Annotated in this window: 23 protein-coding genes and 3 pseudogenes; 11 read left to right on the top strand and 15 right to left on the bottom strand. The window is 72.3% G+C overall.

Annotated elements, in window-relative coordinates; translation table 11 throughout:
- The first annotated feature begins 23 nt into the window (after positions 1 to 23).
- Positions 24 to 1,067: a S66 peptidase family protein gene (locus ACFXMG_RS28325; protein ID WP_383823632.1), complete on the top strand. Its 1,044-nt coding sequence runs from the start codon at positions 24 to 26 to the stop codon at positions 1,065 to 1,067.
- 37 nt (positions 1,068 to 1,104) lie between these two features.
- Here the strand turns inward: ACFXMG_RS28325 and ACFXMG_RS28320 are convergent, their stop codons facing one another.
- The gene (locus tag ACFXMG_RS28320) at positions 1,105 to 1,497 is read right to left on the bottom strand and encodes a nuclear transport factor 2 family protein (RefSeq protein ID WP_383823630.1); all 393 of its coding nucleotides are present in this window, start codon (positions 1,495 to 1,497) and stop codon (positions 1,105 to 1,107) included.
- 201 nt (positions 1,498 to 1,698) lie between these two features.
- Between ACFXMG_RS28320 and ACFXMG_RS28315 the strand changes: the two genes are divergently transcribed.
- The 3 genes from ACFXMG_RS28315 to ACFXMG_RS28305 all read left to right on the top strand — a co-directional run bounded on the left by ACFXMG_RS28315 (position 1,699) and on the right by ACFXMG_RS28305 (position 4,916).
- Positions 1,699 to 3,183, top strand: a complete 1,485-nt coding sequence (locus ACFXMG_RS28315; protein WP_383823628.1) for an ABC transporter permease — start codon at positions 1,699 to 1,701, stop codon at positions 3,181 to 3,183.
- Positions 3,184 to 3,243: 60 nt separating this feature from the next.
- Positions 3,244 to 3,966: an ABC transporter ATP-binding protein gene (locus ACFXMG_RS28310; RefSeq protein ID WP_383823625.1), complete on the top strand. Its 723-nt coding sequence runs from the start codon at positions 3,244 to 3,246 to the stop codon at positions 3,964 to 3,966.
- Between the two features lie 98 nt (positions 3,967 to 4,064).
- Positions 4,065 to 4,916: an alpha/beta fold hydrolase gene (locus ACFXMG_RS28305; RefSeq protein ID WP_383823622.1), complete on the top strand. Its 852-nt coding sequence runs from the start codon at positions 4,065 to 4,067 to the stop codon at positions 4,914 to 4,916.
- A gap of 16 nt (positions 4,917 to 4,932) precedes the next feature.
- Here ACFXMG_RS28305 and ACFXMG_RS28300 read toward each other — a convergent pair.
- A pseudogene (locus tag ACFXMG_RS28300) lies at positions 4,933 to 5,283 on the bottom strand (M23 family metallopeptidase); the annotation flags it as partial.
- Positions 5,284 to 5,915: 632 nt separating this feature from the next.
- Positions 5,916 to 6,977: an SPFH domain-containing protein gene (locus ACFXMG_RS28295; RefSeq protein WP_383823619.1), complete on the bottom strand. Its 1,062-nt coding sequence runs from the start codon at positions 6,975 to 6,977 to the stop codon at positions 5,916 to 5,918.
- Positions 6,978 to 7,153: 176 nt separating this feature from the next.
- Here ACFXMG_RS28295 and ACFXMG_RS28290 point away from each other — a divergent pair, with 176 nt between their 5' ends.
- Together ACFXMG_RS28290 and ACFXMG_RS28285 are read left to right on the top strand one after the other, a co-directional pair.
- Positions 7,154 to 8,596, top strand: coding sequence for a WGR domain-containing protein (locus tag ACFXMG_RS28290; RefSeq protein ID WP_383823615.1), 1,443 nt, complete (start codon positions 7,154 to 7,156; stop codon positions 8,594 to 8,596).
- Positions 8,593 to 9,090: a hypothetical protein gene (locus ACFXMG_RS28285; protein ID WP_383823612.1), complete on the top strand. Its 498-nt coding sequence runs from the start codon at positions 8,593 to 8,595 to the stop codon at positions 9,088 to 9,090. The genes ACFXMG_RS28290 and ACFXMG_RS28285 overlap by 4 nt, the downstream gene beginning before the upstream one ends.
- A gap of 83 nt (positions 9,091 to 9,173) precedes the next feature.
- Here ACFXMG_RS28285 and ACFXMG_RS28280 read toward each other — a convergent pair whose 3' ends face one another.
- The 3 genes from ACFXMG_RS28280 to ACFXMG_RS28270 all read right to left on the bottom strand — a co-directional run bounded on the left by ACFXMG_RS28280 (position 9,174) and on the right by ACFXMG_RS28270 (position 11,873).
- Positions 9,174 to 9,596, bottom strand: coding sequence for a DUF350 domain-containing protein (locus tag ACFXMG_RS28280; RefSeq protein ID WP_030498656.1), 423 nt, complete (start codon positions 9,594 to 9,596; stop codon positions 9,174 to 9,176).
- Positions 9,597 to 9,740: 144 nt separating this feature from the next.
- Positions 9,741 to 10,463, bottom strand: coding sequence for an HdeD family acid-resistance protein (locus ACFXMG_RS28275; RefSeq protein WP_383823609.1), 723 nt, complete (start codon positions 10,461 to 10,463; stop codon positions 9,741 to 9,743).
- A 15-nt stretch (positions 10,464 to 10,478) separates the two neighbouring features.
- Positions 10,479 to 11,873: a dipeptidase gene (locus ACFXMG_RS28270; protein WP_383823607.1), complete on the bottom strand. Its 1,395-nt coding sequence runs from the start codon at positions 11,871 to 11,873 to the stop codon at positions 10,479 to 10,481.
- A gap of 189 nt (positions 11,874 to 12,062) precedes the next feature.
- Here ACFXMG_RS28270 and ACFXMG_RS28265 point away from each other — a divergent pair.
- Together ACFXMG_RS28265 and opcA are read left to right on the top strand one after the other, a co-directional pair.
- Positions 12,063 to 12,566 (top strand): annotated as a pseudogene (locus ACFXMG_RS28265) (DoxX family protein); the annotation flags it as partial.
- Between the two features lie 314 nt (positions 12,567 to 12,880).
- Entirely contained in the window at positions 12,881 to 13,795 is a 915-nt protein-coding gene (gene opcA, locus ACFXMG_RS28260) for a glucose-6-phosphate dehydrogenase assembly protein OpcA (protein WP_383823605.1), read from the top strand.
- Between the two features lie 24 nt (positions 13,796 to 13,819).
- Here the strand turns inward: opcA and ACFXMG_RS28255 are convergent, their stop codons facing one another.
- The 8 genes and pseudogenes from ACFXMG_RS28255 to ACFXMG_RS28220 all read right to left on the bottom strand — a co-directional run bounded on the left by ACFXMG_RS28255 (position 13,820) and on the right by ACFXMG_RS28220 (position 20,953).
- Complete coding sequence (locus ACFXMG_RS28255) at positions 13,820 to 14,248, bottom strand: heme-binding protein (protein WP_383823602.1); 429 nt, start codon at positions 14,246 to 14,248, stop codon at positions 13,820 to 13,822.
- Between the two features lie 33 nt (positions 14,249 to 14,281).
- A complete protein-coding gene (locus tag ACFXMG_RS28250) occupies positions 14,282 to 15,490 on the bottom strand; it encodes an MFS transporter (RefSeq protein WP_383823600.1) in 1,209 nt (402 codons plus the stop codon).
- Positions 15,491 to 15,614: 124 nt separating this feature from the next.
- Positions 15,615 to 16,388: pseudogene (locus tag ACFXMG_RS28245) on the bottom strand (transposase family protein).
- Between the two features lie 39 nt (positions 16,389 to 16,427).
- Positions 16,428 to 17,108 carry a hypothetical protein gene (locus tag ACFXMG_RS28240; RefSeq protein ID WP_383823597.1) on the bottom strand — a complete coding sequence of 227 codons (681 nt, stop codon included), beginning with the start codon at positions 17,106 to 17,108 and terminating at the stop codon, positions 16,428 to 16,430.
- A 1,457-nt stretch (positions 17,109 to 18,565) separates the two neighbouring features.
- Entirely contained in the window at positions 18,566 to 18,919 is a 354-nt protein-coding gene (locus tag ACFXMG_RS28235) for a hypothetical protein (protein WP_384119995.1), read from the bottom strand.
- A gap of 445 nt (positions 18,920 to 19,364) precedes the next feature.
- Complete coding sequence (gene lepB, locus ACFXMG_RS28230; RefSeq protein WP_383823591.1) at positions 19,365 to 20,024, bottom strand: signal peptidase I; 660 nt, start codon at positions 20,022 to 20,024, stop codon at positions 19,365 to 19,367.
- 15 nt (positions 20,025 to 20,039) lie between these two features.
- On the bottom strand, positions 20,040 to 20,612 hold the full coding sequence (locus ACFXMG_RS28225) for an SMI1/KNR4 family protein (RefSeq protein ID WP_383823588.1): 573 nt from the start codon (positions 20,610 to 20,612) through the stop codon (positions 20,040 to 20,042).
- Positions 20,564 to 20,953 carry a hypothetical protein gene (locus ACFXMG_RS28220; RefSeq protein ID WP_383823585.1) on the bottom strand — a complete coding sequence of 130 codons (390 nt, stop codon included), beginning with the start codon at positions 20,951 to 20,953 and terminating at the stop codon, positions 20,564 to 20,566. The genes ACFXMG_RS28225 and ACFXMG_RS28220 overlap by 49 nt, the downstream gene beginning before the upstream one ends.
- A gap of 45 nt (positions 20,954 to 20,998) precedes the next feature.
- On the opposite strand from ACFXMG_RS28220, the gene ACFXMG_RS28215 reads away from it, so the two are divergent.
- Both ACFXMG_RS28215 and ACFXMG_RS28210 read left to right on the top strand, forming a co-directional pair.
- A complete protein-coding gene (locus ACFXMG_RS28215; protein WP_383823583.1) occupies positions 20,999 to 21,223 on the top strand; it encodes an LPXTG cell wall anchor domain-containing protein in 225 nt (74 codons plus the stop codon).
- A 239-nt stretch (positions 21,224 to 21,462) separates the two neighbouring features.
- Entirely contained in the window at positions 21,463 to 22,278 is an 816-nt protein-coding gene (locus tag ACFXMG_RS28210) for a S1 family serine peptidase (protein ID WP_383823580.1), read from the top strand.
- 77 nt (positions 22,279 to 22,355) lie between these two features.
- Here ACFXMG_RS28210 and ACFXMG_RS28205 read toward each other — a convergent pair whose 3' ends face one another.
- Positions 22,356 to 22,727 carry a hypothetical protein gene (locus ACFXMG_RS28205; RefSeq protein WP_383823577.1) on the bottom strand — a complete coding sequence of 124 codons (372 nt, stop codon included), beginning with the start codon at positions 22,725 to 22,727 and terminating at the stop codon, positions 22,356 to 22,358.
- Positions 22,728 to 23,914: 1,187 nt separating this feature from the next.
- Here ACFXMG_RS28205 and ACFXMG_RS28200 point away from each other — a divergent pair.
- Positions 23,915 to 25,186: an APC family permease gene (locus ACFXMG_RS28200; RefSeq protein WP_383823574.1), complete on the top strand. Its 1,272-nt coding sequence runs from the start codon at positions 23,915 to 23,917 to the stop codon at positions 25,184 to 25,186.
- Positions 25,187 to 25,189 lie beyond the last annotated feature (3 nt).

Here is a 25,189-nt window from a genome sequence, read left to right as displayed (position 1 = left end):
GCCGCCCCGGCTAGGGTGCGGGGATGTCGGAGATCATCGTTCCTCCCAAACCCCGCCCCGGCGACCGGATCGCCGTGCTGTCGCCCGCCGCCGGACTCCCCGAAGTACTGCCGCTCCCCTTCGAGTTGGGCGTGCGCCGCCTCTCGGAGGAGTACGGGCTTGTGCCCGTCGAATACCCCACCACGCGCAAGCTCGGCGCGTCCCCGCAGGACCGGGCCGCCGATCTGCACGCCGCCTTCGCCGACCCGACGATCAGGGCGGTCGTCGCCAGCATCGGCGGCGACGACCAGATCACCGTCCTCCCGCACCTCGACGACGCGCTCCTCCGCGCGAACCCCAAGCCGTTCTTCGCCTTCAGCGACAACACCAACCTGCTGATGCGGCTGTGGAACCTCGGCGTGGTCGGCTACCACGGGGCTTCCGTGATGACCCAGTTCGGCCGTCCCGGCGCCGTCCACCCCGTCACCGACGCCTCCGTCCGGGCCGCGCTCTTCGGCTCCGGCCCCTACGAACTCCCGGCCCCGACCGACACCAACGACGTCGAACGGCCCTGGGAGGACCCCCGCACCTTCGACTCCGCGCCCGTCATGGAGCCCGCGGGCCCCTGGCACTGGCACCGCGCCGACCGGGTCGTCGAGGGACGGAGCTGGGGCGGCTGCCTGGAGATCGTCGCCCAACTCCTCATGGCCGACCGGGAGATCGCGCAGCCCGAGGCGTACGAGGGCGGGGTGCTGTTCCTGGAGACCTCCGAGGCGCTGCCCCCGGCCGACGAGGTGTTCCGGATCCTGCGCGCCATGGGGGAGCGGAGCCTGCTCGCCCGCTTCTCCGCCCTCCTCATGGGCCGGGCCCGCGCCTGGTCGTTCGACGCGCCGAACGGCCCCGCCGCGCGGGACGCGTACCGCGAGGACCAGCGCGCCGCCGTGCTCCGCGCCCTCGACGCGTACGCCCCCGACACCCTGGCCGTCCTCGACGTGGACCTCGGGCACACCGATCCGCAGGTGGTGATCCCGTACGGCGGGACCGTCCGCGTCGACGGCCCGGCCCGCCGCATCACCGTCACCTACTGATCCTGATCCTGATCCAGATACTGACGCCGGCGGCCGGTCAGGCCCCCGCCGCCTCCTGGGCGATCCGGTCGAACTGGGCGCCCATCGCGGCGGCGAGGGCCTGGGCGGCGGAGAGCGGGCGGACCATGACCATGAAGTCGTCGATCAGCCCGTCCTCGCCGAAGTGGAGGAAATCGCAGCCCTGGATCTGACGGCCGTCGACGGTGGCGGTGAAGACGAGCGCGTGGTCGCGCCCGTCCGGGCTCCCGATCTCGCGCACGTACGTGAAGTCGTCGAGGACGCGCAGGACCCCGCGGAGGATCGCGGCGGTCATCGCCTTGCCTGCGTACGGCTTGAACGCGACCGGGCTGGTGAAGACGACGTCCTCGGCGAGGAGCGCCTCGACGGCGGCCTGGTCGCGGTTCTCGACGGCGGTACGGAAGGGGTGCACGGGACCTCCACGGCTCACGGGATACCGGATACCGGATACGGGATACGGGATACGGGATACAAAATACTCAACGAATTGAATAGACGTACTGGAGAGTAGGTACCGCGCGAGGGCTTGTCCAGGGATCGCCCGCCCCGCGCTCTCATCCCGCTCTCACGTGGGCCTTATCCCGGCCTCACACGCCACCCCTACGTTCGCGCCATGTTCTTCACCTACCTCCGGCGCGAACTGCGCCGCCGCAGAAAGGCGGCGCTCGTCGTCGCCTCCGGCCTGGCGCTCGGCATCGCCCTGGTCATCGTCGTGACCTCGGTCTCCGCCGGCATGAAGCAGGCCCAGGGCAAGGTCCTCGAATCCCTCTACGGACTCGGTACGGACCTCACGGTGACGAAGGCTCAGGAGCGGCCCGCCGAGGGCGCGCAGCCGGCGCGTCCCCGGTTCGAGTTCGCGGGCGGCGAGGAGGGCGAGGAGCAGAGCAGTGACCGGCTCATGGTCCAGGGCTTCCAGACCCTCGCCGACTCCACCGTCGCCACCGTCGCGCGGCAGGACGGCGTCGACCGCGCGGTGGGCGGCCTCAGCCTCGTCAACATGAAGATCAACGGCGAGTTCCGGCGCGGCCAGATCCAGCGCGGCGAGGGCCAGGCCCCGGGCCAGGGCCAGGGCTTCGGCCAGGGCGGCTCCGGCGGCAACCCGGGCGATACCGTCACCGGCGGCGGCGCCGCCTTCGACGTCGACTCCTTCACCCTGTACGGCACCGACGTCACCACCCCCGACCTCGGCCCCCTCACCACCTCCACCGTCACCGAGGGCCGCGCCTTCGAGACGACCGAGACCGACGCCGCCGTCGTCGTGGTCGACAGCGCCTACGCCCAGCAGAAGGACCTCTCCGTCGGCGGCGAACTCACCGTCAAGAACGTGAAGTTCGAGATCATCGGCATCGCCACCGCCGACAGCGGCCAGCCCACCGCCCAGGTCTACCTCCCCCTGAAGCGGGCCCAGACCCTCTCCGGCTCGGCCGGCAAGGTCACCACCGTCTACGTCAAGGCCACCGACTCGACGAAGATCGACGCCGTCAAGACCGCCATCCAGAAGAACGTCTCCGGCACCACCGTCACCACCTCCGCCGACCTCGCCCAGACCGTCTCCGGCTCCCTCGACACCGCCGCCGGGCTCGCCTCCAACGTCGGCAGGTGGCTGTCGTACGCGGTCCTCCTCGCCGCCGTCCTCGTCGCGGGTCTCCTCACCTCCTCCGCCGTCAGCCGCCGCGTCCGCGAGTTCGGCACCCTCAAGGCGCTCGGCTGGAAGAGCGGCCGGGTCACCCGCCAGGTCGTCGGGGAGGCCCTGGTCAACGGCGTCATCGGCGGCGCCCTCGGCATCGCCGTCGGCCTCGCCGGCGCCTACGCCGTCACCGCCGTCAGCCCCACCCTCACCGCCGAACTCGGCGCGAGCGCCGGTGGGTTCGCCGGACGCGGCGGCGGCATGGGATTCGGCGGCGGCATGGGCGGACCCGGCATGACGCGTACCGCCGCCGGCCGCAGCGTCGACATCGCGCTCACCGCCCCCGTCAGCCTCACCACCGTCGGCCTCGCCGTCCTCCTCGCCCTCGCCGGCGGCCTCGTCGCCGGAGCCTTCGGCGCCTGGCGCGCCTCGCGGCTGCGCCCCGCCGACGCGCTGCGCCGCGTCGAGTAGCCGCCCCGCCCACCCCCGTACCGCAGGAGCCACACCTCCCGCACCCCAGGAGTCCCACGCATGTACGAACTCATCGGCGTCACCAAGCAGTACCGGCGCGGCCAGGCGAGAGTCGACGCCCTCGCCGGGATCGACCTGAAGATCGCGCAGGGCGACCGCCTCGTGATCCAGGGCCCCACCGGCGGCGGCAAGTCCACCCTGCTCCAGATGCTCGGCGGTCTCGACCGCCCCACCGCCGGCAGCGTGTTCCTCGACGGCACCGACCTCGCCAGGCTCTCCGAGAGCCGGCTCACGGCCGTCCGCAGCCAGTACATCGGCTTCGTCTTCCAGAGCTTCAACCTCATCCCCACGCTCACCGCACAGGAGAACGTGGAGACCGCGCTCGTCCCGCTCGGCGTCAAGGCGGGCGAGCGCCGCCGCAGGGCCGCCGAGGCGCTGGAGTCGGTCGGCCTCGGCGAGCGCCTCGGCCATCTGCCCTCCGAGCTCTCCGGCGGCCAGCAGCAGCGCGTCGCCATCGCCCGCGCGCTGGTCAAGCGGCCCCAGGTGCTCCTCGCCGACGAACCCACGGGCAACCTCGACGAGTCCACCCGCGACGAGATCGCCGACCTCCTCGAAGGGCTCTGGCAGGAGCACGGCCTGACGTTCGTGATGGTCACCCACGACAGCGCCCTCGCCCGCCGCGCCCCGCGCCTCGCGACGATCCGCAAGGGCCGCATCAAGGTCACGGAGAACCCGAAGGCACCAGGCCCGAAGGCGACGGTGACGACCACCCGGGAGTCCTGAGACGCGGATCACGCCACCGGACCCTTGTTCGGCAATGCCGAACGGGGCGTACGGTGGCGTGCCCGATCAGCGAGCGGACCGAGGAGCCGGAATCAGCCATGCTCACCTTCACCTCCCAGGACGGCGTCCGTATCCACGTCCACACCTGGCTCCCCGAGGGCCCCGTCCGCGGCGTCGTGCAGATCGCCCACGGCATGGGTGAACACGGCCTGCGCTACGCCCCGTTGGCCGAGCACCTCACCGCTCGGGGGTACGCCGTCCACGCCGCCGACCACCGGGGCCACGGTCGCTCCATGCACGCCGGTCCCGGCCACCTCGGCGCCGATGGCTGGAACCTGCTCGTCGGCGACCTCGCCGCGCTCACCCGGGCCGCCCGCGCCGCCCACCCCGGTGTCCCGGTCGTCCTGCTCGGCCACAGCATGGGCTCGTTCGCCGCCCAGCAGTACCTCCTGGACCACGCGGACCTGGTCGACGGCGTCGCCCTCTCCGGCACCACCGCCGTCGACGCCCTCCTCACCGCCCTCGCCGCGGCCCCGCAGACGGACGACGGCCCCTTCGTCGCGTTCAACGCCGCCTTCGCCCCCGTCCGCACCGAGGCCGACTGGCTCAGCCGCGACGAGAAGCAGGTCGACGCCTACCTCGCCGATCCGCTCTGCGGCTTCGGCCTGGACCTCCAGGGCTTCGCCGACATGGCCGGTGCCACGGTGCGGCTCGCCAGTCCCGCCGGCATCCCCGCCGACCTGCCCGTCGCGCTCTTCGTCGGCTCCCGCGACCCCCTCAACGGCGGCCTCGCCCACAGTGACCTGCTGGTCTCCCGCTACCGCGAGGCCGGACTCACCGACCTCGCGTACCACCGCTACGAGGGCGCCCGGCACGAGGTCCTGAACGAGACCAACCGCGACGAGGTCGTGGCCGACCTCACCGCCTGGATCGAGCGCGTCACCGGCTGAACCGGACCGGCGGGGCTCAGATCCGCACGCCGTGCCCGCGCAGATACGCCAGCGGGTCGACGTCCGTCCCGAAGGACGGCCCGGTCCGCACCTCGAAGTGCAGGTGCGGACCGGTCACCCGCCCCGTCGCCCCGGAGCGCGCGATCCGCTGCCCGCCCGACACGCTCTGCCCGGCGGAGACGTCGATACGGGACAGATGGGCGTACTGCGTGTAGCGGCCGTCCGGGTGACGGAGCACCACCTCGTAGCCGTACGCGCGCGCGTACCCGGCCCGCACGACGCGGCCAGGCCCCACCGCCCGCACCGGCGTCCCGCTCGGCACCGCGAAGTCCTGGCCCGTGTGATAGCCCCGCGACCAGGCGCCGCGCTCCCCGTAGGCGCCGGTGAAGACGTACGACTCCACCGGCGCCGTCCAGCCGCGCGCCGCCGTCCCGCCGACCGGCACGGGCCTCGACGGGCGTTCCGACGGGCGCTGTGCCGGTCCCGCGTCCGTCCGACCCGTGCGCTGCTCGTACTTCCAGCGGTGGGAGGTCCAGTACCAGTGCCCGTCCGACCGGAACCAGTAGACCCGGTCCCGCGCGTCCCAGCCCTGCCGGCCCCGGAAGACCGGCTCCCGCGCGCGTGCGGAGGTCGGGTGGGCGGTGGCGCCGGCGGGGGCCTTCGTGCGCTGGAGGTAGACCGCCTGGTGGCTGGTCCAGCGCCAGGCGCCGGACTCGTTGCGGAACCAGTAGCGCGAGCCGTCCCAGCCGGCGTGCGCGGGGGCCGGTTCGGCGGCGGCCGTGCCCGTGCCCGCGGCCGTCAGCGCGACCAGTCCCGCCGCCGTCACCACCGCGCGGCGCACCCCGTGCAGGGACGTCACGGGGTGCCCCGCGCGCGTGGCCGCGCCGAGGCGGGCCGCGAGCGCCCCCGCCGCGCAGCCGGCGCAGGCGCAGTCCTCGGGGGTCTCGTCGGTGAAGCCGGGCCTCTCCAGGCCGTCCGCGGAGGTGGTGCTGCCCACAGTCACTCCTCGTTCGGGCGAGGGAGGTCGCCCCGCCGGGTGTAGAAGGCGACGGTCAGGTCCTTCACCAGGGCCTGCCGCTCGAAGTCGTCGAGTTCGACAAGGCCGCGCGAGGTCAGCCGCGTCACGGTGTCGTCGACGGCGTCGATCACGCCGGTGAGCACCGACTCCCGGTGCCGGGCGTCCAGGACCGCGAGCTGCCTGCGGTGCATGGCGGCGGCCACCTCGGGGGCGTACTCGATCCGGGTCGGCTGGGCGGAGAAGACGGCGACGCCGACCGGCCGGCACTCGGCGGCGAGGAGCCGGGTCAGCGCGTCGCCGACGGCCTCGGCGTTCCGCAGCGTCGGGGATCCGCCCTGGAAGGCGTCGGCGGGCAGTTGGGACAGCACGCGCGCGGTGGCCGCCTCCACCTGCGCCCGCAGATAGCCGAGGTGGTCGTCGACGGCGTACAGCGCCCGCGCCGTGTCCCGTACCGACCACACCACCAGCACCACGACCCGCAGCGCCGAGCCCTCCGCGTCCACGGCGGCGATGGGCTCGCTGCGCCAGTGCCGCAGCCGTACGTCGACCCGGCGGCGCAGCACGAAGGGGCTGATCCAGACCAGGCCGGTGCGGCGGACGCTGCCCCGGTAGCGGCCGAAGAGGGAGAGCACCCAGGCGGAGCCGGTACGCGCGCGCGTGAGGCCGCCGAAGCAGACCACGGCGAGTCCGCCCAGACCGGCCAGCGCGAGCCACTCCCACGGGAGCAGGTGCGCGGCGCGCAACGGGCGGGCCCGCCACAGCAGGGCGGCGGCGCTGCCCAGGGCGGCGGTGCCGGTGAGGACGGCGAGCCAGCCGGGGGCGGCGGGGCCCGGCCGCTCGGTGGGACCCGCGTCGGCGGGCGGGTGCCGGCGCGGCGGTGCGCCGGTGCCGGAGAGCGGGTGGTCGGTGCCGGAGGAGGGGTGGTCGTGTCCGGACAGGGGGTGGTCGGGGCCGGGGTCCGACCGGAAGAGGTCGTCCATCGCTATGCCGTCCGCGTGCCGGTGGACGCGGACGGGCAGGGCTCGCGGGGGGTGCTCGGTCATGAGGCCCTTCCGGCCGCACGGGTGGTGACGGCGCGTCGGATGATCTTCGAACACCATGGTCACAGGGGTGTATGTCCGGAATGCCGCGACGAAGGTCCCGATTGTCCGGGACCTTGGTCCCTTGGCCATGGCTTCACCGGAGGCCGTTGTCAGTGGCTGCCCCTACCGTTCGGATCATGACGACGACCTATCTGGAGCTGTCGCAGGACGGCGGCGGTGCCCACAAGTTCTACGAAGTGACCGTCGACGGGCTGGAGGTGTCGGTCCGTTACGGCCGGATCGGAGCGGCCGGACAGACCCAGCGCTCCGCATTCGCGACCGCCGACAAGGCCCGGGCCGCGGCGGCGAAGAAGATCGGCGAGAAGGTCCGCAAGGGCTACGCGCCCGCGGTCCCGGGCCAGCGGGCCGCCCGGTCCGTCACCCGCCGTGCGGTCGGCTCCGCGCCCTCCACCGCCCGGGCCGTGGCCCCCGTCCTGTGGCGCTTCCGCACCGGCTCCGCCGCCTTCGGCATCCATGTCGACGAGGAGCGGATCTGGGTGGGCAACCAGGCGGGAGACGTCTTCACCCTCGACCACGGCGGCGACGTGCTGGCCCGCTTCGGCCTGCCCGACGGCGTGAAGTGCCTGGTCGCCGACGACTTCTGGATCTACGCGGGCTGTGACGACGGCAAGGTCTACGACCTCTCCTCCAAGCTGCCGTTCGCCGCCTACGACATCACCGCCGACGTCGATATCTTCTGGCTCGACATCCACGAGGGCGTCCTGGACGTCGCCGACCGCTCCGGCCGGCTCACCGTCATCGACCACGAGGACGAGCACCAGTGGTCCCGCTCCGGCCGCGGCGAGTTCGCCTGGATGGTCCGGGCGGACGGCCGCGCGGTCTACCACGGCGACACCAAGGGCGTCACCGCCTACGCGGCGGACGGCACGGGCGAGCTGTGGCACACCGCATCCGACGGCGCGGTGCTCTTCGGCTGGCAGGAGGCGACCGCCGTCTACGCGGGCACCGGCCACCGCAAGGTGCAGCGCTTCGCCAAGGCAGACGGCCGGGTCGAGGCCGTCTACGCCTGCGACGCGATGGTGTACGCGTGCGCCACCTCGCCCGGCGGCCGGTTCGTCTTCGCGGGCGACTCGTCGTCCTCCGTCTACTGCTTCGCCGAGGACGGCACCCGGCTGTGGAAGCTGGGCACCGGCGGCGGTTCGGCGCTCTCCATGCAGTACCGCGACGAGCGGCTCTACCTGGTCACCACCGACGGCTCGCTGGTCTGCGTGGACGCGAGCGAGGCGGCGATCGAGGCCGCCCAGCAGGGCAGCGTCCCGGTCGTCCGGGACGTCAAGCTGGCCGCCGCGCTGCCCACCTACACCCCGGCGACCGCCGCCTCCGCCGTCACCGTCATCGCCTCGGTGGGCGACGCCCCGGCCGGTTCGATCGTGGTCGAGTGCGCCCGGGAGGGCGGCCGGAGCCGGGTCCGCGTGGTCAGCCCCGGCTACGAGCCGTCGTGGAACGTGCAGTTCCCGCGCGCCATCCGGGAGCCCGGCGCGCGGTTCGTGGTGGAGGCCCTGCACCCCGCGGCCGGCGGCTTCTACCGGGTCCGCGGCGAGATCCGGCGGCTGCTGTGAACCAGGACCCGGGCGCCAAGGGCGCGTTCGAGGCGGCGACGGGCGACGGACCGCCGTTCACGGGCGACCCGGAGCAGCGCTCCCGCGAGGTCCGCTCCGCGCTCGACGGGCTCCGGCAGATCAGACGGCTGACCGGCGGCCCGGGCGGCGACCCCGGAGCCGTACCCGCCGTGTGGGAGCTCAGGCAGCCGGTACGGGCCGTGGCGCTGGCCCTGGAGGCGGGCGGGCTCGCCCCCTCGGCGGTGGACGCCGCCGGGGCGCGGACGGCGACCGGCTACCGCGTACGGGCGGGGGAGCGGCCCGCCACCACCGTCGTCGAGTGGCTGGGGCCGCCGGGCTCCGGCGCCGCCGGGCAGGAGGCCGACGCGCTGACGGCCTGCGCCGGCGCCCTCGCCCGGCTCGGCTGGGAGGCCCTGCTCTACAAGGGGCCGCGCGGCCGCCGCTTCCTGGAGGTGGAACCGGCCGGAACGGCCGCCGGCCCGGCCCCGTCCTGAGTGGACGGGCACCGGGCCGGAGAAGGTGCGGCGAGCGCGGCGGACGCGGCGAGCGCGTCTGGCGCCTCTGGTGCTCTGGCGCGTCAGGCGATCGACGCGGAGACGATCGCGGAGACCGCGATGTTGCAGGAGGCGGTCACCCAGACCGCCGGGTGCGGCTCCGGGTCCACCAGCGTGGCACCCAGCTTCCCGGGCGTCACCAGGTCCACCACCAGGAACGCGACGGCCATCATCACCAGGCCGAGGAGACCGAAGGCGGCCGTGGAGACCAGTCCCTTGCCGAAGTTGTCGTAGGTGGTCCAGATGGACGTGAAGACGATCCCGCCGATGCCGAGCAGGGCGGAGCTGAGCAGGACGGCCGCGTTGCGGTTGCGGTCCTCCCATATCTGCCGGCCCAGCTTGCCGGGGGTCAGGATGTCCACCAGGACGATGCCGAGGATCAGCAGGACCACGCCGAGGGCGCCGTAGGCGGTGGCACGGCCGAGGCCGTTGACGATGTCGGTCATGGGAAGCCGGCTCCGGAGAGTGGTGATCGCGAGCGATCGACGGTCATGGACCGGCAAAATCTAGCGCACGGAACGAGCCGGTCCGCCGCCCGCCCGGAGATCGGGCGGACGGCGGACCGGACGAGACGGACCACCTGGGGCGGATCAGGCGCCGGGCGGCAGGCCCTTGGCCCGCGAGCGGACCATGAAGGCGGTCACGATCTCGGCCGCGCCGACCGCGATCAGCCAGATCCCGCCGAGCAGGGTCAGCACCGCGACCGACTCCAGCGGGGAGACGATCAGCACCACCCCGGCGATCGCGCTGACGACGCCGAGGAAGATCTGCCAGCCCCGGGCGGGCGTCGCCGGGTCGGAGGCCGCCGCCACGGTCTGCGTGATGCCGCGGAAGAGCCAGCCGATGCCGATCCACAGCGCGAGCAGCAGGATCGACTGCGTCGCGCCCCGGAAGCAGAACAGGCCCAGCAGGATCGACAGGGCGCCGCTGATGAAGGCCATCACGCGCAGCGACGTGGAGGCGTGCGTGCCGAAGGCGGCGACCAGTTGCATCACACCGCTGAAGAGCAGGTACAGGCCGAAGAGGACCCCGGCCGCGACCAGCGAGGCACCCGGCCACACCAGCACCAGCACACCGAGGACGAGGGCCACGATCCCGGCCAGCAGCAGCGCCTGCCAGGCCGCGCCCGCGAGCATCGAGAGCGGCCCCGGCGGCAGGTCGCTCCGGGCGGGCCCGCCGTGCGGCCGATCGTGCTGCCCGCCGTCCGGCCGGTTGTACGGCCCGTCCTGTTGCCCGCCCTGCTGCCGGTCGTACGGCCCTTCGTGCGGCCCGTCCTGCGGCCTGTCGTACGCCTGGTCATGCGTCCGCGTCATGGGGTCCGTGTCCTCTCACTTGCCGGCCGAGCGCGCGAACGCCTCGGCGTACGAACCGAGGAAGAGCGCCTCGGCCAGCGCCATCCGCTCGATCTCGCTCGGGTCGACGCTCTCGTTGGGGGCGTGGATGAGACAGCCCGGCTCCTCCACGCCGATCAGCGCGATCTCCGCGCCGGGGAACCGGTCCGCGAGCACGTTGCACAGCGGGATCGAACCGCCCTGCCCCGCCTGCACCATCTCCTTGCCGTACGCCTCGCGCAGCGCCGCCCCGAGCGCCGTGTACGCGGGCCCGTCGGTGCGGGCCAGGAAGGGCTGCCCGGCGCTCTCCGCCTCCACCTCGACCCGCGCGCCCCAGGGCGCCGCCGCCACCAGGTGCTCGGTGAGCGCCTTCCTGGCGAGCTCCGCGTCGGTCCCGGGCGGCACCCGCAGGCTGACCCGCGCCCGCACCTTCGCCTGCACCGCCGCGGAGGAGCCGACCACCGGCGGGCAGTCGATGCCGAGGACGGTGACCGCGGGCCGCGCCCACAGCTCGTCGGCGACCGACCCGGTGCCGACCAGTTCGACCCCGTCGAGGACGCCTGCGTCGGCGCGGAACTGCTCGGCCGGATAGGACACCCCGTCCCACAGCCCGTCGCCGGGGAGCCCGTCGATCGCCGTGTTGCCGTGCGCGTCGCGCAGGCTGTCCAGCATCCGTACGAGCGCGGCCAGCGCGTCCGGCGCCGGTCCGCCGAACATGCCCGAGTGCATCTCGCCCTTGAGCGTGGAGACCGTCACCACCACGTTGGTCACGCCGCGCAGCGAGGTCGTCGTCGTGGGCAGCCCGAGCGCGAAGTTGCCGGTGTCGCAGATCAACAGGGCGTCCGCGTCGAAGAGTTCGGGCCGCTGCGGCACCAGCTGTTCGAGCCCTCCGGTGCCCTGCTCCTCCGAACCCTCCGCCACGAACTTGAGGTTCACCGGGAAGCCCCCGCCGTCCGGGCCGCCGAGCGCCCGCAGCGCCGTGAGGTGCATGGCGATGTTGCCCTTGCAGTCGGCCGCGCCGCGCCCGTACCAGCGTCCGTCCCGCGCGGTCAGCTCGAAGGGAGGGGTCCGCCAGGCGTCGTCGTCGAGCGGCGGCTGCACGTCGTAGTGGCAGTAGAGGAGGACGGTGGGCGCGCCCTCCGGGCCCCGCCCGTGTCCGACCACCGCGTCCGTGCCGTCCGGGGTGGTGACCCGCCGCATGTCGCTGAGCCCCGCCTCGGTGAAGGCCCGCACCAGGTAGTCGGCGGCCTTGGCGCACTCCTCGGGCGGGAACTGGCGGGGGTCGGCCACGGAGCGCATCGCGACCAGCGCGGTCAGGTCCTCCTCCGCGCGCGGCATCAGGGCCCGGACCCGCTCGCGCAGCGCGGCGGTGTCGGTGGACTCGGCGGTCATGCGTACCCACTTCCCTCGGGCCGTTCCCGGACGGCCGGGACGGCGACGGCCACCCCAGTCAAGCAACGCGGGACAAACGCCGCAAAACATGACTCATGTGGCGTATCAGGGAGCCTCCCGGGCGGCGGCGGGGGAGCGGCGCGCCGACAGTGGAGGCGTACGCGTCCCCTCCCGCATCTGGAGAACGTCATGGCGGCTCACCCCAACCGGCGCGACCTCGGTCTGCTCGTGCTGCGGGTCGGCACCGGCGCCGTGCTCGCGGCGCACGGCACGCAGAAGCTGTTCGGCTGGTTCGGCGGCGGGGGGATCGAGGGCACGGCGAAGGGGATGGAGGCCATGGGCTTCCACCCGCCCCGGGAGTCCGCCATCGCCGCGGGTCTCGGCGAGGCGGGCGGCGGCGCGCTGCTCGCCCTCGGACTCGCCACCCCCGCCGCGGGCGCGGCCGCCGCCGGAGCCATGGCGGGCGCCGTGTCGGTGCACGCCCCGGCCGGTTTCTTCGCCCAGGCGGGCGGCTACGAGTACCCGGCCTTCCTCGGCTTCACCGCCGCCGCCCTCGGTATCACCGGCGCCGGCCGCTACTCCCTGGACCACGCCACCGGGCACGTCCTCGACCGCCCCTGGGTGGTGGCCGCCGCCTTCATCGGCACGGCGGCGGCGGCAGCCGCCGTGGTCGGCCGCCGAGCCCAGGAACGGGCCGCGAAATCCGCCGCGACCGAGGCCGACCTGGCCCCCGAGGACAACGGCACCGAGGGCAACGGCCACGAAGGCAATGGCCACGAAGGAAACGGCCACGAAGGAAACGGCCACGAAGGCAACGGCACTGAGGGCAATGGCATCGGGGAGCCGGAAGCCCACTGAAACTCCGTACGCCCCACGGTCGCCCGCACAGTCGCCCCCACAGTCACCCGCAGGGTCGCCCGCACGGCCGCTTCCGGCCACGGGGGCGTGGGCACGCGCGTGCGTGCGGGGCGTTAGGCTCGCCGCAGAGGAAGGGACGGGCGCCGGCAATGAAGATCGATCTCACGGACACCAACTCCAGCGCGATCAACAAGGCGATCCTGGAGGGCCGGAGGGCCGTCGGCACCCCCGCCGTCGGCGTCGTCCTCACCCTGGTGATCGTCACCGACGAGGAGAACGCGTACGACTCCGTGCGGGCCGCCAACGAGGCGTCCAAAGAGCACCCGTCGCGCACCCTCGTGGTCATCCGCCGCCGGGCGCTCTCCCCGCGCGAACGCCATGTGACCCGGCTCGACGCCGAGGTCCGCCTCGGCACCGACGCGGGCTCGGGCGAGACGGTACTGCTCCGCCTCCATGGCGAACTGGGCGCCCGCGCCGACTCCGTGGTGCTGCCGCTGCTGCTGCCCGACGCCCCCGTGGTCGTCTGGTGGCCGGTGGACGCCCCGGCCGTCCCCTCCAAGGACCCGCTCGGCGCCCTCGCCCAGCGCCGGATCACCGACGCGTACGCCGTCGAGGACCCGCTCGGCGCGCTGGACGCCCGGGCCGCCTCGTACGCCCCCGGGGACACCGACCTCGCCTGGACCCGGCTCACCCCGTGGCGCTCCATGCTGGCCGCCGCGCTCGAACAGGCCGGGACGGACGTCGTCTCGGCCGCCGTCGAGGCCGAGGAGGACAACCCGAGCGCCGAGCTGCTGGCCCGCTGGTTCGAGATCCGGCTCGGCGTCCCGGTCGAGCGGATCGTCTCCGGCGGCCCGGTCGTCACGGCCGTCCGGATGGGCACCCCGCAGGGCGAGGTCCGCATCGACCGCCCCGAGGGCCCGGTCGCCCGGCTCGCCATCCCGGGCCAGCCGAGCCGCGTCATGGCGCTCAAGGTCCGCACGACGGCTGAGCTGATCGCCGAGGAACTGCGCCACCTCGACCCGGACGACGCCTACGCGGCGGCCCTGGAGGGCCGTCCCTCCTGAGCCGCCGCGCGGGCGCTCGGGCCGTCAGCCCCGGGCGTCCAGCCCGGCCACGGCCGCCGAGGCGAACGCGTGGTCCTGCTCGGGCGCCCCGCCGCCCACGCCGACGGCACCGATCAGGCGCCCGTCGCGGCGCACGGGGACCCCGCCCGCGATGAAGAGCAGCGGCCGGTCGAGCGCGGTGGTCAGGCTGTGGAACGGCCCGTCCGGCTTGACCAGTTCGACGAGCTCGGCGGTCGGGGCGTCGAGCTGGAGCGCCGTGTACGCCTTGCGGGTGCTGGTCTCGCCGGAGATCAGCACGGACCGGTCGTCCCGGCGGAAGGCGAGCAGGTGCCCGCCCGCGTCCAGGACGGTGACGCTCACGGTGGCCCCGGCTGCCTCGGCCGCGCGCCCGGCGGCGGCGACCAGGACCTCGGCGTCGGCGGTGGTCAGCGGGGTGACGGTGGTGGTGCTCATGGAGCTTCTCCTGGGGGGTGGGGGTGCGGTGGGTCAGTGGTGGACAGGGGTACGGAGGGGGCCGGCGGCCGCCTCGGCAGGCGCCGTCACGGGGGCTGGGGCCCGGCGCTCCAGCGCGGCGGACCAGAAGGCGAGCCCGAGGGCGGCGGCGGCGAGCGCGGCGCCGACCCAGTTGGGCGCGGTGTAGCCGAGCCCGGCGGCGATGACGAGACCTCCGAGCCAGGCGGCGAGCGCGTTCCCGAGATTGAAGGCGCCGATGTTCACGGCGGAGGCCAGCGTCGGCGCGCCATGGGCCTGGTCGAGCACCCGCTTCTGGAGCAGCGGCACGGTGGCGAAGCCGAGCGCCCCGACGAGGAAGAGGGCGACGGCGGCGAGGACCTTGTTCTGGGCGGCCACGGTGAAGAGCGCGAGCACGACCGCGAGCCCGCCGAGCGTGGCGTACAGCAGCGGCATCAGCGCACGGTCGGCGTACCGGCCGCCGACCAGGTTGCCGAGGAACATGCCGACGCCGAAGAGGACCAGCAGCCACGTGACGGCGCCCTCCGAGTACCCGGCGACCTCGGTCATCATCGGCGCGATGTAGGTGATCGCGGCGAAGACCCCGCCGAAGCCGAGCACGGTCATCGCCATCGCCAGCAGCACCTGCGGATTCCGGAACGCCCTCAGCTCCCCGCCCAGCCGGCCCCCCTCGGGCCGCGGCACGGCGGGCACGAGCCGCGCGATCCCGAGCAGCCCGACCACCCCGAGCGCCGCGACACCCGCGAAGGTGGCCCGCCACCCCACGGCCTGCCCGATGAAGGTCCCGAGCGGCACGCCCACGATGTTGGCGACGGTCAACCCCGTGAACATGACGGCGATCGCCCCCGCCTTCCGCTCCGGCGCGACCAGCCCCGCGGCGACGACGGCCCCGATCCCGAAGAACGACCCGTGTGCCAGCGACGCGACCACCCGCCCGGCCAGCATCACCCCGAAACTCGGCGCGACCGCGGAGACCAGGTTCCCCACCACGAACAGCCCCATCAACACCATGAGCATCCGCTTCCGACTCACCCGCCCCCCGAGCACAGTCAGCACCGGCGCCCCCACGACCACGCCCAGCGCATAGCCGGTGACCAGCAGCCCGGCGGTGGGGATGGAGACCCCGTAATCGCCGGCGATCCCCGGCAACAGCCCCATGATCACGAACTCGGTCGTCCCGATCCCAAAGGCCCCGACCGCCAGGGCGAGGAGTGCGAGCGGCATGGCTCCACCCTTCCGTCATTGCTTGAGCAAGCTGATTACGTGCTGAAACAATAATTGCAGACGCGCCATAAACGCAAACGCGGATAACGGGCTTCCACTGGGGGTGCGGCTCGGCTCCGGGATGTCACGCTGCGAGACTGCGTCGCCACGCGCGAAGCTGAGCGGAGGTGGTTCGGGCGATGCCGAGCACGGCGTGATGAACACCCTCGCCCTTGAGGCGGCAGTCGCGGAGGATCTTCCCCGTCATCATGCGCGCGAAGACGTGCTCGACGCGGGCGCGGACCTTGCGATGGGAGGCGTTGTGCTCCTCTTTCCGGGCCGGTAGTTCGGCCTGGCCGCGTTCACGGCCGGTGCGGGATGACCAGGCCGGTGCCGCGGTAGCCGCCGTCAGCGATCACGGTTGTCCTGCCGACGGCGGCCTTCGCGCCGGACAGCTCCCATGCCTTGCGGTCGTTGCGGTTGCCGGGCAGGGGCCGGCCGACGGTGACAACGAGCCGGGTATCGGCGTCGATGGCGACCTGGTGGTTGGTGGAGTACCGGTAGTTCTTCGAACGTTCGGCAATGCTGGGGTGCCGTCCACGATCAGCACGGCAGCCTTGCGGAACCGCGGGCGCTGGCGCAGAGCGAGGGCGGGCCCGAGGCGGTCGACGATGCGGGCGGCAGCCGACTTCGAGATCCCGAACAGCGGAGCGAGCTGCCGCAGTGTCAGGTTGGTTCGCCAGTAGGCGACGACAAGCAGTACGCGATCCTCCAGCGGCAGACCCCATGGTCGTCCCTTGCGTGGCGGGGCTGCCTCCTCCTACCGCAGAGCGGTGACGAGCGCGCTCAACCGCTGCGGGCTCAGCCCGGTGAACGGGCCTATCCAGCGAGGCTCCGATGCCGTGATCACACCAGTCACAGCGAGATCATCTCCCGAGCATGGCGGAGTCGTGTGGAGCTACGAGATCTCGGGGTACTGGGGGCGCTTCCGCTTGAGCTTGGCCAGGTCACTGAGATCGATGCCGGTGGCCTTGGCGTACTGCCTGGCCCAGTCGGCGACGGCCTGCCGGAAGAGGTAGTCGTGGTGACGGGGCACCGGTTCCTCGCCGCGGTTTCGCAGCTTGGCAACAGCCGCCCGCTCCAGATCCTGGTCACCGCACTGACGAGCCAGAAGGATGGCCTTTGCAAGCCGGGCCGGTTCGCTGTTGGCCGGTGTGAACGACCAGACCCCCTCCCGGTAGGCGTGGGTGTCCGCCAGAAGCAGCAGCCCCAGGTCATGGGAGTCGCGGACGAAGCGCAGAGAGGACGGCCCGTAGCGAGTGACGCCGGCGGCGATCTCGGGGGCGAGCGGGACGCTGCCTGCCGGCCAGGGATAGCAGGCGGTAGGAGGAATGCTGGACGGACTTGCGTCGCCGGCCGGCGTGGGGTGGTCGATCCGGATGCCCACCCCACCGAAGTCGTCCATCCGATCACGAAGATCGATGTAGTCCGTGTAGACCATCCAGCCGAAGGCTGACCGGTCGGAGCGGTCCTTCCAGATCGAAAGCGTGGTGCACAGGCTTCCCCGGACGAACGTCAGCTTGCCGCCATCGACGCTGACAGGAACCGTTCCGAGCAGCTCGGCGAACTGATCGGCCATCCTTCTTACCGTCCAGGGGCGCGTCACGACTGCATGGTAGGCGCTGCCCCCAGGGGCCTGATCGCCAGGACTCATGTCAGACCGGCCATGATCCGTAGACCATTTACGGGACAGCCCTTAAGGACCGGGCATAACTGTCCGATTCCATCCGGCTGCGTCCCCCTCGATCCCGCTCGATCGGGGAGGGTGCAGCGTTCGCCGCACGGCTGTCGCCGTGTTCCCCGGCACCCGTGGACTCTGCCTGCCTGAGGCCCGCCATCCCCCCCTGTGAGCCTGCCGTAGGCCGTCCAGACACCCGCCAGGTGTATCGGCGGGCGGTGACTCCACGTAATCCATCTGTCGCTGAGAACGCCGACTCGTCCCCGGCCACCAGCGGCGTGTTCGTCAGCGCGCGCCGGTCTCCGGTTCGGGCCGGGGCAGCTCGTCCAGGTCGAGGGTGAAGGTGCGACCGTCGGCCAGGTCGATGGGGAGTTTGCCGGTGCCGTACTGGTGCGTGTGCGCCGCGATGTAGCCGGTTCCGGTGGGCTGAGTGTGGACGACGACCTCCGCGACGTGGGTCCACCACCAGGTAGACGGGGATGCCGTAGCGGCCGTACTTGGCGGTGCAGTCGTCGTAGTCCTTGCGGGCCGAGGAGACGGACACGCAGGGCGCCCGCCGCCTCCACGTACAGGTGCTCCTTGCCGATCTGGGCCGCAGCGAGGACGCCGTGGCCGGTGAAGGCTTCGCTGGGCGGGGGTCGGAACGGGATCGAGGTTTCGGACCACAGTCAGGAGGCTGCGTGTCAACGGTCCGTACCGGCTCGACCGGGTCCACGAGGGTGAGGCCGCCGAACGTCACACCTCTCATCGGCCCGACGCACGCCGTACCTCACGAGGCAACCGTGCACGGGCTCGTCCGGGAGACCCACGCCTAGCGACGGCCGGCGGGTTCTTTCTTGTCCTCGGAACGATTCCGGCCGTGGTCCTGTCCGTCGTCTCTCGCCTCAGGGGGGTTCTTGTCGCGGGCCTTGGACCCGCCTGTGAGCTTCTCGCAGTAGACCGGCACGGCGCTTTCCCCGCCGGCTGCCTCGACCAGGCGCCGCAGAGCGGTCGCATCCAAGGCTTCGCCCGCGTTCCCGGTCCTCTTCTCGTACACGCGGCACAACGCCTCGTGACTCTTCGCGGCGCCGGGCGGCACCTGCTCCGATTCCGTCGACACAGGCACGGAGGTCTCCCGTACGGGTGCCGTGGACGGAGCCGGCTCCGAGGGCGAGGCGGACGCAATGCCTTCCTCGGGCGAGGTCGGCGCGGGTGTGCTGACACTCGGCTCGGGACGGCCTTCTGGTAGATCAGGAAGAGGATTCGGCAGTTTGCCCGTGGCTACCGCCACGCCGCCCAACGTCATGCCCGAGACCAGCGCGATCAGTGCTGCCTTCGGCCAAGGTCCGATACGTCGGCCGGTGACCGGCCGCCAGTCGTCACGGCGACGGGTCCGCGGCGCGCCCGGCCCCGCGTGCATGCCCGCGTCGCGAGCGGCGCGGAACGCGGCGACGGGAGAGCCCGTAGGTCTCCGCGTCGAAGTCGACCCATCGCGCGCCGAATCTGCGAACGAACACCTCGCCGGCGTACGCGCCGAGACCCTGGAGGGCTTGCCTGACGGTGGAAGGGTCGTCGGTCGTCCGTCGCAGCCCGTCCACCACCCGGTCCACGATTCGCAGGCTGGTCACCGAGTAGTCCAGCGGCAAGCGTGTCCTCGTCGTCGCGTGGGAGACGAAGTCGGCGGCATACCCACTCATCTCGGAGGCTCGCAGCGTCCGACTGACGCGGTCCATCGTTTCCCACCCCTCGTACGCGAACCGGCACGGTGCCCGGTTCTCCGTGGTCCTCGCGGAATCCAGCGGAACGGGCGCAGGGATCATCACGGCTTTGCGCTGTGATCACCGCCACATCCACATGGATCAGGCCCGCCGTGCAGCACCGGGACGCAGGCCCACAAGCGGTACCGAGTGCAACCGGCGGACGACAGGGGAACGCGCATCGACGGCTGAGGGTCGGGGTCCCCTGGCCATCGGAGGCCGGCGCCGGGGCCGTCTCACCCGCCGCTTGACCCGGTTGGCGATCTCCATAGCGAGACCGCCGAGGCTGCCGGGAAGACCGGACAACGCTGCCGCAGGATCCTCGCGCCTGACCTACCACCTGCCGCGAAAGCCGAAAAGGTCCGCCGACTCCGTCGGCGGACCCTCCCGCAAGGTCCAGGCCAAGCCACGGACCATGTCGTTACCACCGCGCCAGGGAACCCTGCCTGGTCACGTACCCCCAGATTCCCCATCCGATCCCGACCAGCGCGAGCAGTGCTCCGGAGGCCACCAGTGCCCACAGCAACAGCAACTCGGCCCCCTCGGCTCGGACACGGCCGCGCACGTCGGAGGCCGCGACGCTGCCCGACTGTTCGTCGAGGAAGGAGCGCGAGTCGTTCGCGTCGGGCCGGTTGTCGCCCAGCAGGAACAGGCGCCCCTCCGGCACGGTCACGTCGTACGGTGAGCCTGCCGAACCGAGCGGGTCACGCATCACGTAGGGCTCGTCGATCCGCTTGCCGTTCACCGCGACCCGCACACCGTCACGGGACTCCACGTGGTCCCCGCCCAGGCCGATCACCCGTTGCAGGACCGGCGCGTTCCCGTACCGACCGGGCACACTGACGAGGACGACGTCGCCCCGGCGTATCTCTCCTTCACCGACCCGCACGACGGTCAGCCGGTCGCCGGGACTGTAAGTGGGTCGCATCGCTGCGCCCCTGACTGTGACCCGCTCGCCGTCCAGGCCACCGCCGAGCACGATCCCTCCCGCGGCGCCCAGCACCAGGAGCAGCCCCAGAGGAACCAGCACCCATGCCGCAATCATCTGTCCGCGGCCCGTGCTTCGCCGCTGCGCCAACACCCTCCTTGCCTCCCGTCAGCTGCCGTGAGCCTCGGGGCCAGGCTGGAACGTCGGGTCAAGGCCGTACCGAGCGATGCCGAACGGCTGGAAATCCTTGTCCGCCAGGACCCTGTAGAGAAATTCCGACGTCGACATGTCGTACTCGCACCACTCGCCGGCCTCGCCCCGCGCGAGGACAGGATATGTACCGGGCTGCTGCGCGTCGACAAGCCAGCAGTATTCAGCGCCCCATTCCGTCGAGGCCCATGTGATGTACCCCTTTCCGCCCGGCGTGTACTCCTGGTGCGGACCGCTTCCCGCAGGAATGGGAAGGGGCGCTTGCCACGGCAAGAGAAGATTGAAATGAGACCCTTCCGTACTGCCGTAAAAAGCGACGGAGTCACAGAAGGTTCCTCCGCCGAAAATTTCACACAGTTGCTTGAAGTCTGCCGGCAGAGGAATGTGAAGCTCCTCCTCGACCGCTGCCCAGTCGACGGAGTGCGCCGACGGCTCCCAGCCGGTGAATTCGAGTACACGTTGCACCCACATGTAAACACCTTTCACAGAAGGGGAGTGCAGGCGGACATCAGGATCGATGCCCGCCTGCACCTCCGGTGATCCAGCGCCGCCGTGTTGTCGTGAACGACGGCGTGCCGATGCAGCACCAGGCAGACAGCGAACAGCAGTGTGTCCAGCCCGTCCACCTCCGCCTGCGCGGAGAGCACGCCCGAACTCGACACCACCCCGGTCAAGATCACCGCGAAGCCCGCCGAGAAGACCACCGCCACCTTCACCAACACCAAGAAGGGCAAGCCCACCCAGCCGCCCACCACGCCCCCGCCGACCACACTGCCGGTCAACCCGACCGCCCCGCCAACCGTGCCCCCGACGACTCCGCCGACCACACCGCCAGTCGCGCCGACGGCCCCGACGACCACCCCGCCGGTCACCCTGACGAGCACCCCGACCCCGACCCGTCCACCTCCACCGCACCGGTGCCCCCGACGGACGCCCCGAGCACCCCGCCCTCCAAGGGCTCCCTCGCGCACACCGGCGCCGACTCCCGCACCTGGCTCCTCGCGGCCGGCGGCCTCCTGATCACTGTCGGCGGCGGTGCCCTGATCGCGGTGCGGGGAAAAAGACGAAGGACGAGGAGGAGGCCCCGACCACCCACTGACCGGGACAACGGCCATGCGCCGAAGCGCGGTGACCGGCTGTAAGAAAGTCCCTGCTCACTCCCGCCCCAGCTCGAAGGCCCCGGAAGCCACTTGGGCACATTCCCGGGGCCTTCGGCGCATCCGTGGCGCCTGCGCCGTCGGCGAGCAGGAAGGACGGCGCGACGGTCTTGACGACGCGATCGAGAACGGCCGGTTCGGGGCTCGCGGGGTATGACCGGTGCTGGCAGGCTCCGAGGCAGTCGTGCCCCGGCAGAGGGGCGCGGTGGCTTGTGGGGAGTGGCATGGTGCGGGTGGGCGGCTGGTTCGCGCGGCTGGTTGCGGCCGCGGCGGGGGTGCTGCTGGTGGCGGGCGGGGGTGTTGCGTCGGCGGTGCCGGTGGGGTCGCCGGTTGTGCGGGTGGTGGGCGGGACGGATGCTCCTGCGGGTGCCTATCCGTACCAGGTGTCGCTTCAGAAGCAGGGGCTCAACGGTTGGTCCCACGCCTGCGGCGGGTCGGTCATCGGAGAGCGGTGGGTGCTGACCGCGGCGCACTGTCTGACCGGGACACCGGCCGGCGGCATGCGGGTGGTGGTGGGGTCGAACACCCTGGCCCCCGCGGGCACGGCCTACGCGGTGCAGGAGGCGATCAGCCACGAGGGCTACGACGCCGACGCCCCCGGTATACCGAACGACATCGGGCTGGTGAAACTGAGCGGGCCGCTCGTCTTCACCCCGCTGGTCCAGCCGATCGCGCTGCCGGCCCTGCCGGAGGTCCTTCCTGGCAGCGCGACGCTGACCGGCTGGGGACTCACCAGCAGTGGCGCCCCGAACGTCCTCCAGCAAGCCACGGTCACGGTCCTGACCGCGGTCGAGTGCCGGCAGCGATGGCCGTTCCAGAACCTGAGCCCGGTGAACCACCTGTGCACCTACGACAGGGCCGTGGCCGGGGAGCCCCGCCGCACCGCCTGTATGGGCGACAGCGGCGGCCCGCTGGCCCGGGACGGCCGGGTGATCGGCGTCGTCAGCTGGGGACAGACCAACTGCAGCGGGAACTACCCGGCCGTCTACACCAACACCGGCGCCTACCGGCTCTGGATAACCGGCAAGACGGGCATCTGACCGCGCCCGGCTGACGGCCGGGCCCACCTGCGAAAGGGACGACCGGCGCCCCCGGTGCGGCGGGGGCGCCGGTCGTCTCAGAGGACGGCCGGGGCGGGCGCGCCGTCCGGGCCGCCGGCACCTGGCGCGCAGCAGGACCGTGCGGCCTGTTGTTCCTCCAGTTGCCGGACACGGCGGGACAGTTCCTGGACCGCGGCGATCAGGACGCCCTGTGCGTCGACGATGTCGATCGTCGTGTCGCGGCGGCCGTAGCCGAAGGCGGCCCACCAGTCCTGGGCCATGGGGCCGAGGTGGAGGCTGTCGGGGTCCCAGTCGTAGCGCCACTCACTGACGGGAAGTGTGTCGAGGAGTTGGAGGATCTGCGCGCGGGTGAGGGGCTCGGTTCTCTCGGTCCGTGGAGGGCGGGGCCCCAGGAACGTCGAGACGAACCCGTAGACCGTGGCGAACATGCGCAATGGGTGCTCCCACCGGTGACCGCCGCTACGCCGGTCACCGGTATCCAGGATGTCGAAGGGCTCAGGAGATGGGCTTGATGTCGTGCTTCACATCGCGGTTGCTTGCGGTGATGAGAGGGATGATGAGTGGTTCGAGCTTTGTGATGACGAGGAGGACATCGTCGAGCCAGCTCATGGACGCTCCTTGATGTTGTGGGCCTTGCGGATCTTCATCGAAGCAGCCCGGCGGGGCCGGTCGTCACGGATGATCGAAACTGGCTGTCCGCGAACGGTTACGACCACGCGGGCTGCGGGCCGGCCACCACCTCGGCGTCACGCCGCACCACCCCGGCCGGTCCCGTCCGGAACCCGCCGTCAGCAGCCAGCCCCCGGCCACGACTCGTAGCCGACGTGGCCGTACGGAGTGGTGCTCACTCCTGTCTCTCACCCGCTGTCGTACCGGGAGGTCCGTCCACCCCTGAACGATCAGCCAGAGATGCACACCAGACCACCTGACCAGCGTCTCTTACGATGCACACCGCTCGGCGAGCGGAAAGTCCGCACCGCTGTGATCGTGTATGTGCCCGAAGGCGTGGTGTACGTGGGCTGCTTGTGGGTTGCGGCGTCCACTACACCGTTTGGCGCCGACGCGTCCGGTGCTGGTGGAGAGCTGTGCCTTCCTGCCGCATGCGCGCTTCTGCCACGCGGTGACGGTGGCATACAAGCCGCTGGTCTTGACAGTGATGACCTGCGTCGCGTTCCCCACCTCTACCGGCAGGAAAGTTCGGTGCCGCGGCGGGCTCGGACGACTTGGCGGAGGCGGTGGGAGCGGCAGGCGGCTCGCCGAGGCGGAACTACTCGTGGTCTCGGCGTCCCTAGATCGGCTTGAGGCGCGCCCGAGCACGCGGAGCAGGCCGGTTTCTTCTGGCCGCCGTAGGCCGAAGCGTGCGAGTTCGCGGCCCCCCTGGACGCCGTGAGTCCGGAACAGGACCGTGGTTGCCGCCCAGGACGGCAGTGTCGTGTGGGTTCGGTGGAGCGGTGGCCTGACGTCGGCGGTCTTGTGGGTGCAGGGTTCGACCAGTACCGGGGAGTGCCTCTCCCCCCGTACCGACCGCGCTGGCGTTCCGTGCGGCAGCGCCGGCCCGACATGTTCCCCAGCTACGGTGCGCCGAGCCGAAGGCCGGTGCGAGAGGGAGCCAGTGATGAACACGGTGGGGGACCAGACGGGCGCGGGCGGTGTGATGCGGCGCCGTCTGGGGTTGTCGGATGCGGTGGTGATCGGCCTTGGCTCCATGATCGGGGCCGGGATCTTCGCCGCGCTTGGTCCGGCAGCCGGCGCCGCCGGTTCCGGGCTGCTGACCGCCCTGGCTGTGGCGGCGGTCGTGGCGTACTGCAACGCGACGTCCTCGGCGCGGCTGGCCGCCCTGTACCCGCAGTCCGGAGGGACCTACGTCTACGGGCGTGAGCGGCTGGGCGAGTTCTGGGGCTACCTTGCCGGATGGGCGTTCGTCGTCGGCAAGACCGCCTCATGCGCGGCGATGGCACTGACCGTCGGTGCCTACCTGTGGCCGGGCCAGGCTCACGCGGTGGCCGTGGCCGCCGTGGTGGCGCTGACCGCGGTGAACTACGTGGGGGTGCAGAAGTCCGCGTTCCTGACCCGTGTCATCGTCGCGGTCGTCCTTGCCGTGCTCGCTGCCGTAGTGGTCGCCGCCCTGGCTTCCGCCGACGCGGACACCGCGCGGTTGAAGATCGGCTCGGACCCCACCGCCGGCGGGGTGCTCCACGCGGCGGGCCTCTTGTTCTTCGCCTTCGCCGGGTACGCGCGCATCGCCACCCTGGGCGAGGAGGTCCGCGACCCGCAGCGCACCATTCCCCGGGGTATTTCGATCGCGCTCGGCATCACCCTGGTCGTCTACGCCGTCGTCGCCATCTCCGCGCTGAGCGTCCTTGGCCCCAGCGGGCTGGCGCAGGCCGCCGCGCCCCTGTCTGACGCGGCCCGGGCGGCGGGTGCCGACTGGCTGGTGCCGGTGGTGCGCGTGGGCGCGGCCGTCGCCGCGCTCGGCTCCCTGCTGGCGTTGATCCTCGGCGTCTCGCGCACCACCCTGGCCATGGCCCGCGACCGGCAGCTGCCGCACGCCCTGGCCGTCGTCCACCCGAGGTTCAAGGTGCCGCACCGGGCCGAACTGCTGGTGGGCGCGGTGGTGGCGGTGGCCGCAGCGACTGCGGACGTGCGCGGGGCGATCGGATTCTCCTCCTTCGGTGTCCTGGCGTACTACGCGATCGCCAACGCCTCCGCCTGGACCCTGACCCCGGAAGACGGCCGCCCCGCACGGGTCGTTCCCGTCCTCGGGCTGGTCGGCTGCCTGATCCTGGCTTTCGCCCTGCCTGTTTCCTCGGTGATCTCCGGGGCCGCGGTGCTGGCCCTCGGTGCCGTCGCCTACGTCATCAGGCGTGGTCTCGCGGCCCGCGTCTGACCG

The sequence above is a fragment of the Streptomyces sp. NPDC059201 genome, from assembly GCF_042754585.1.
Classification (GTDB): Bacteria; Actinomycetota; Actinomycetes; order Streptomycetales; family Streptomycetaceae; genus Streptomyces.
Note: the sequence above shows the minus strand (reverse complement) of the source record. Positions and strands in the feature narration are given on the sequence as shown.

What these genes read in the sequence shown, in the direction of transcription:
- ACFXMG_RS28325 (WP_383823632.1), top strand. Translation starts at nt 24, where the DNA reads ATGTCGGAGATCATCGTTCCTCCCAAACCCCGCCCCGGCGACCGGATC.
- ACFXMG_RS28315 (WP_383823628.1), top strand. Translation starts at nt 1,699, where the DNA reads ATGTTCTTCACCTACCTCCGGCGCGAACTGCGCCGCCGCAGAAAGGCG.
- ACFXMG_RS28310 (WP_383823625.1), top strand. Translation starts at nt 3,244, where the DNA reads ATGTACGAACTCATCGGCGTCACCAAGCAGTACCGGCGCGGCCAGGCG.
- ACFXMG_RS28305 (WP_383823622.1), top strand. Translation starts at nt 4,065, where the DNA reads ATGCTCACCTTCACCTCCCAGGACGGCGTCCGTATCCACGTCCACACC.
- ACFXMG_RS28295 (WP_383823619.1), bottom strand. Translation starts at nt 6,977, where the DNA reads ATGACCGAGCACCCCCCGCGAGCCCTGCCCGTCCGCGTCCACCGGCAC.
- ACFXMG_RS28290 (WP_383823615.1), top strand. Translation starts at nt 7,154, where the DNA reads ATGACGACGACCTATCTGGAGCTGTCGCAGGACGGCGGCGGTGCCCAC.
- ACFXMG_RS28280 (WP_030498656.1), bottom strand. Translation starts at nt 9,596, where the DNA reads ATGACCGACATCGTCAACGGCCTCGGCCGTGCCACCGCCTACGGCGCC.
- ACFXMG_RS28275 (WP_383823609.1), bottom strand. Translation starts at nt 10,463, where the DNA reads ATGACGCGGACGCATGACCAGGCGTACGACAGGCCGCAGGACGGGCCG.
- ACFXMG_RS28270 (WP_383823607.1), bottom strand. Translation starts at nt 11,873, where the DNA reads ATGACCGCCGAGTCCACCGACACCGCCGCGCTGCGCGAGCGGGTCCGG.
- opcA (WP_383823605.1), top strand. Translation starts at nt 12,881, where the DNA reads ATGAAGATCGATCTCACGGACACCAACTCCAGCGCGATCAACAAGGCG.
- ACFXMG_RS28255 (WP_383823602.1), bottom strand. Translation starts at nt 14,248, where the DNA reads ATGAGCACCACCACCGTCACCCCGCTGACCACCGCCGACGCCGAGGTC.
- ACFXMG_RS28250 (WP_383823600.1), bottom strand. Translation starts at nt 15,490, where the DNA reads ATGCCGCTCGCACTCCTCGCCCTGGCGGTCGGGGCCTTTGGGATCGGG.
- ACFXMG_RS28240 (WP_383823597.1), bottom strand. Translation starts at nt 17,108, where the DNA reads ATGGCCGATCAGTTCGCCGAGCTGCTCGGAACGGTTCCTGTCAGCGTC.
- ACFXMG_RS28235 (WP_384119995.1), bottom strand. Translation starts at nt 18,919, where the DNA reads ATGGACCGCGTCAGTCGGACGCTGCGAGCCTCCGAGATGAGTGGGTAT.
- ACFXMG_RS28210 (WP_383823580.1), top strand. Translation starts at nt 21,463, where the DNA reads ATGGTGCGGGTGGGCGGCTGGTTCGCGCGGCTGGTTGCGGCCGCGGCG.
- ACFXMG_RS28205 (WP_383823577.1), bottom strand. Translation starts at nt 22,727, where the DNA reads ATGTTCGCCACGGTCTACGGGTTCGTCTCGACGTTCCTGGGGCCCCGC.
- ACFXMG_RS28200 (WP_383823574.1), top strand. Translation starts at nt 23,915, where the DNA reads ATGAACACGGTGGGGGACCAGACGGGCGCGGGCGGTGTGATGCGGCGC.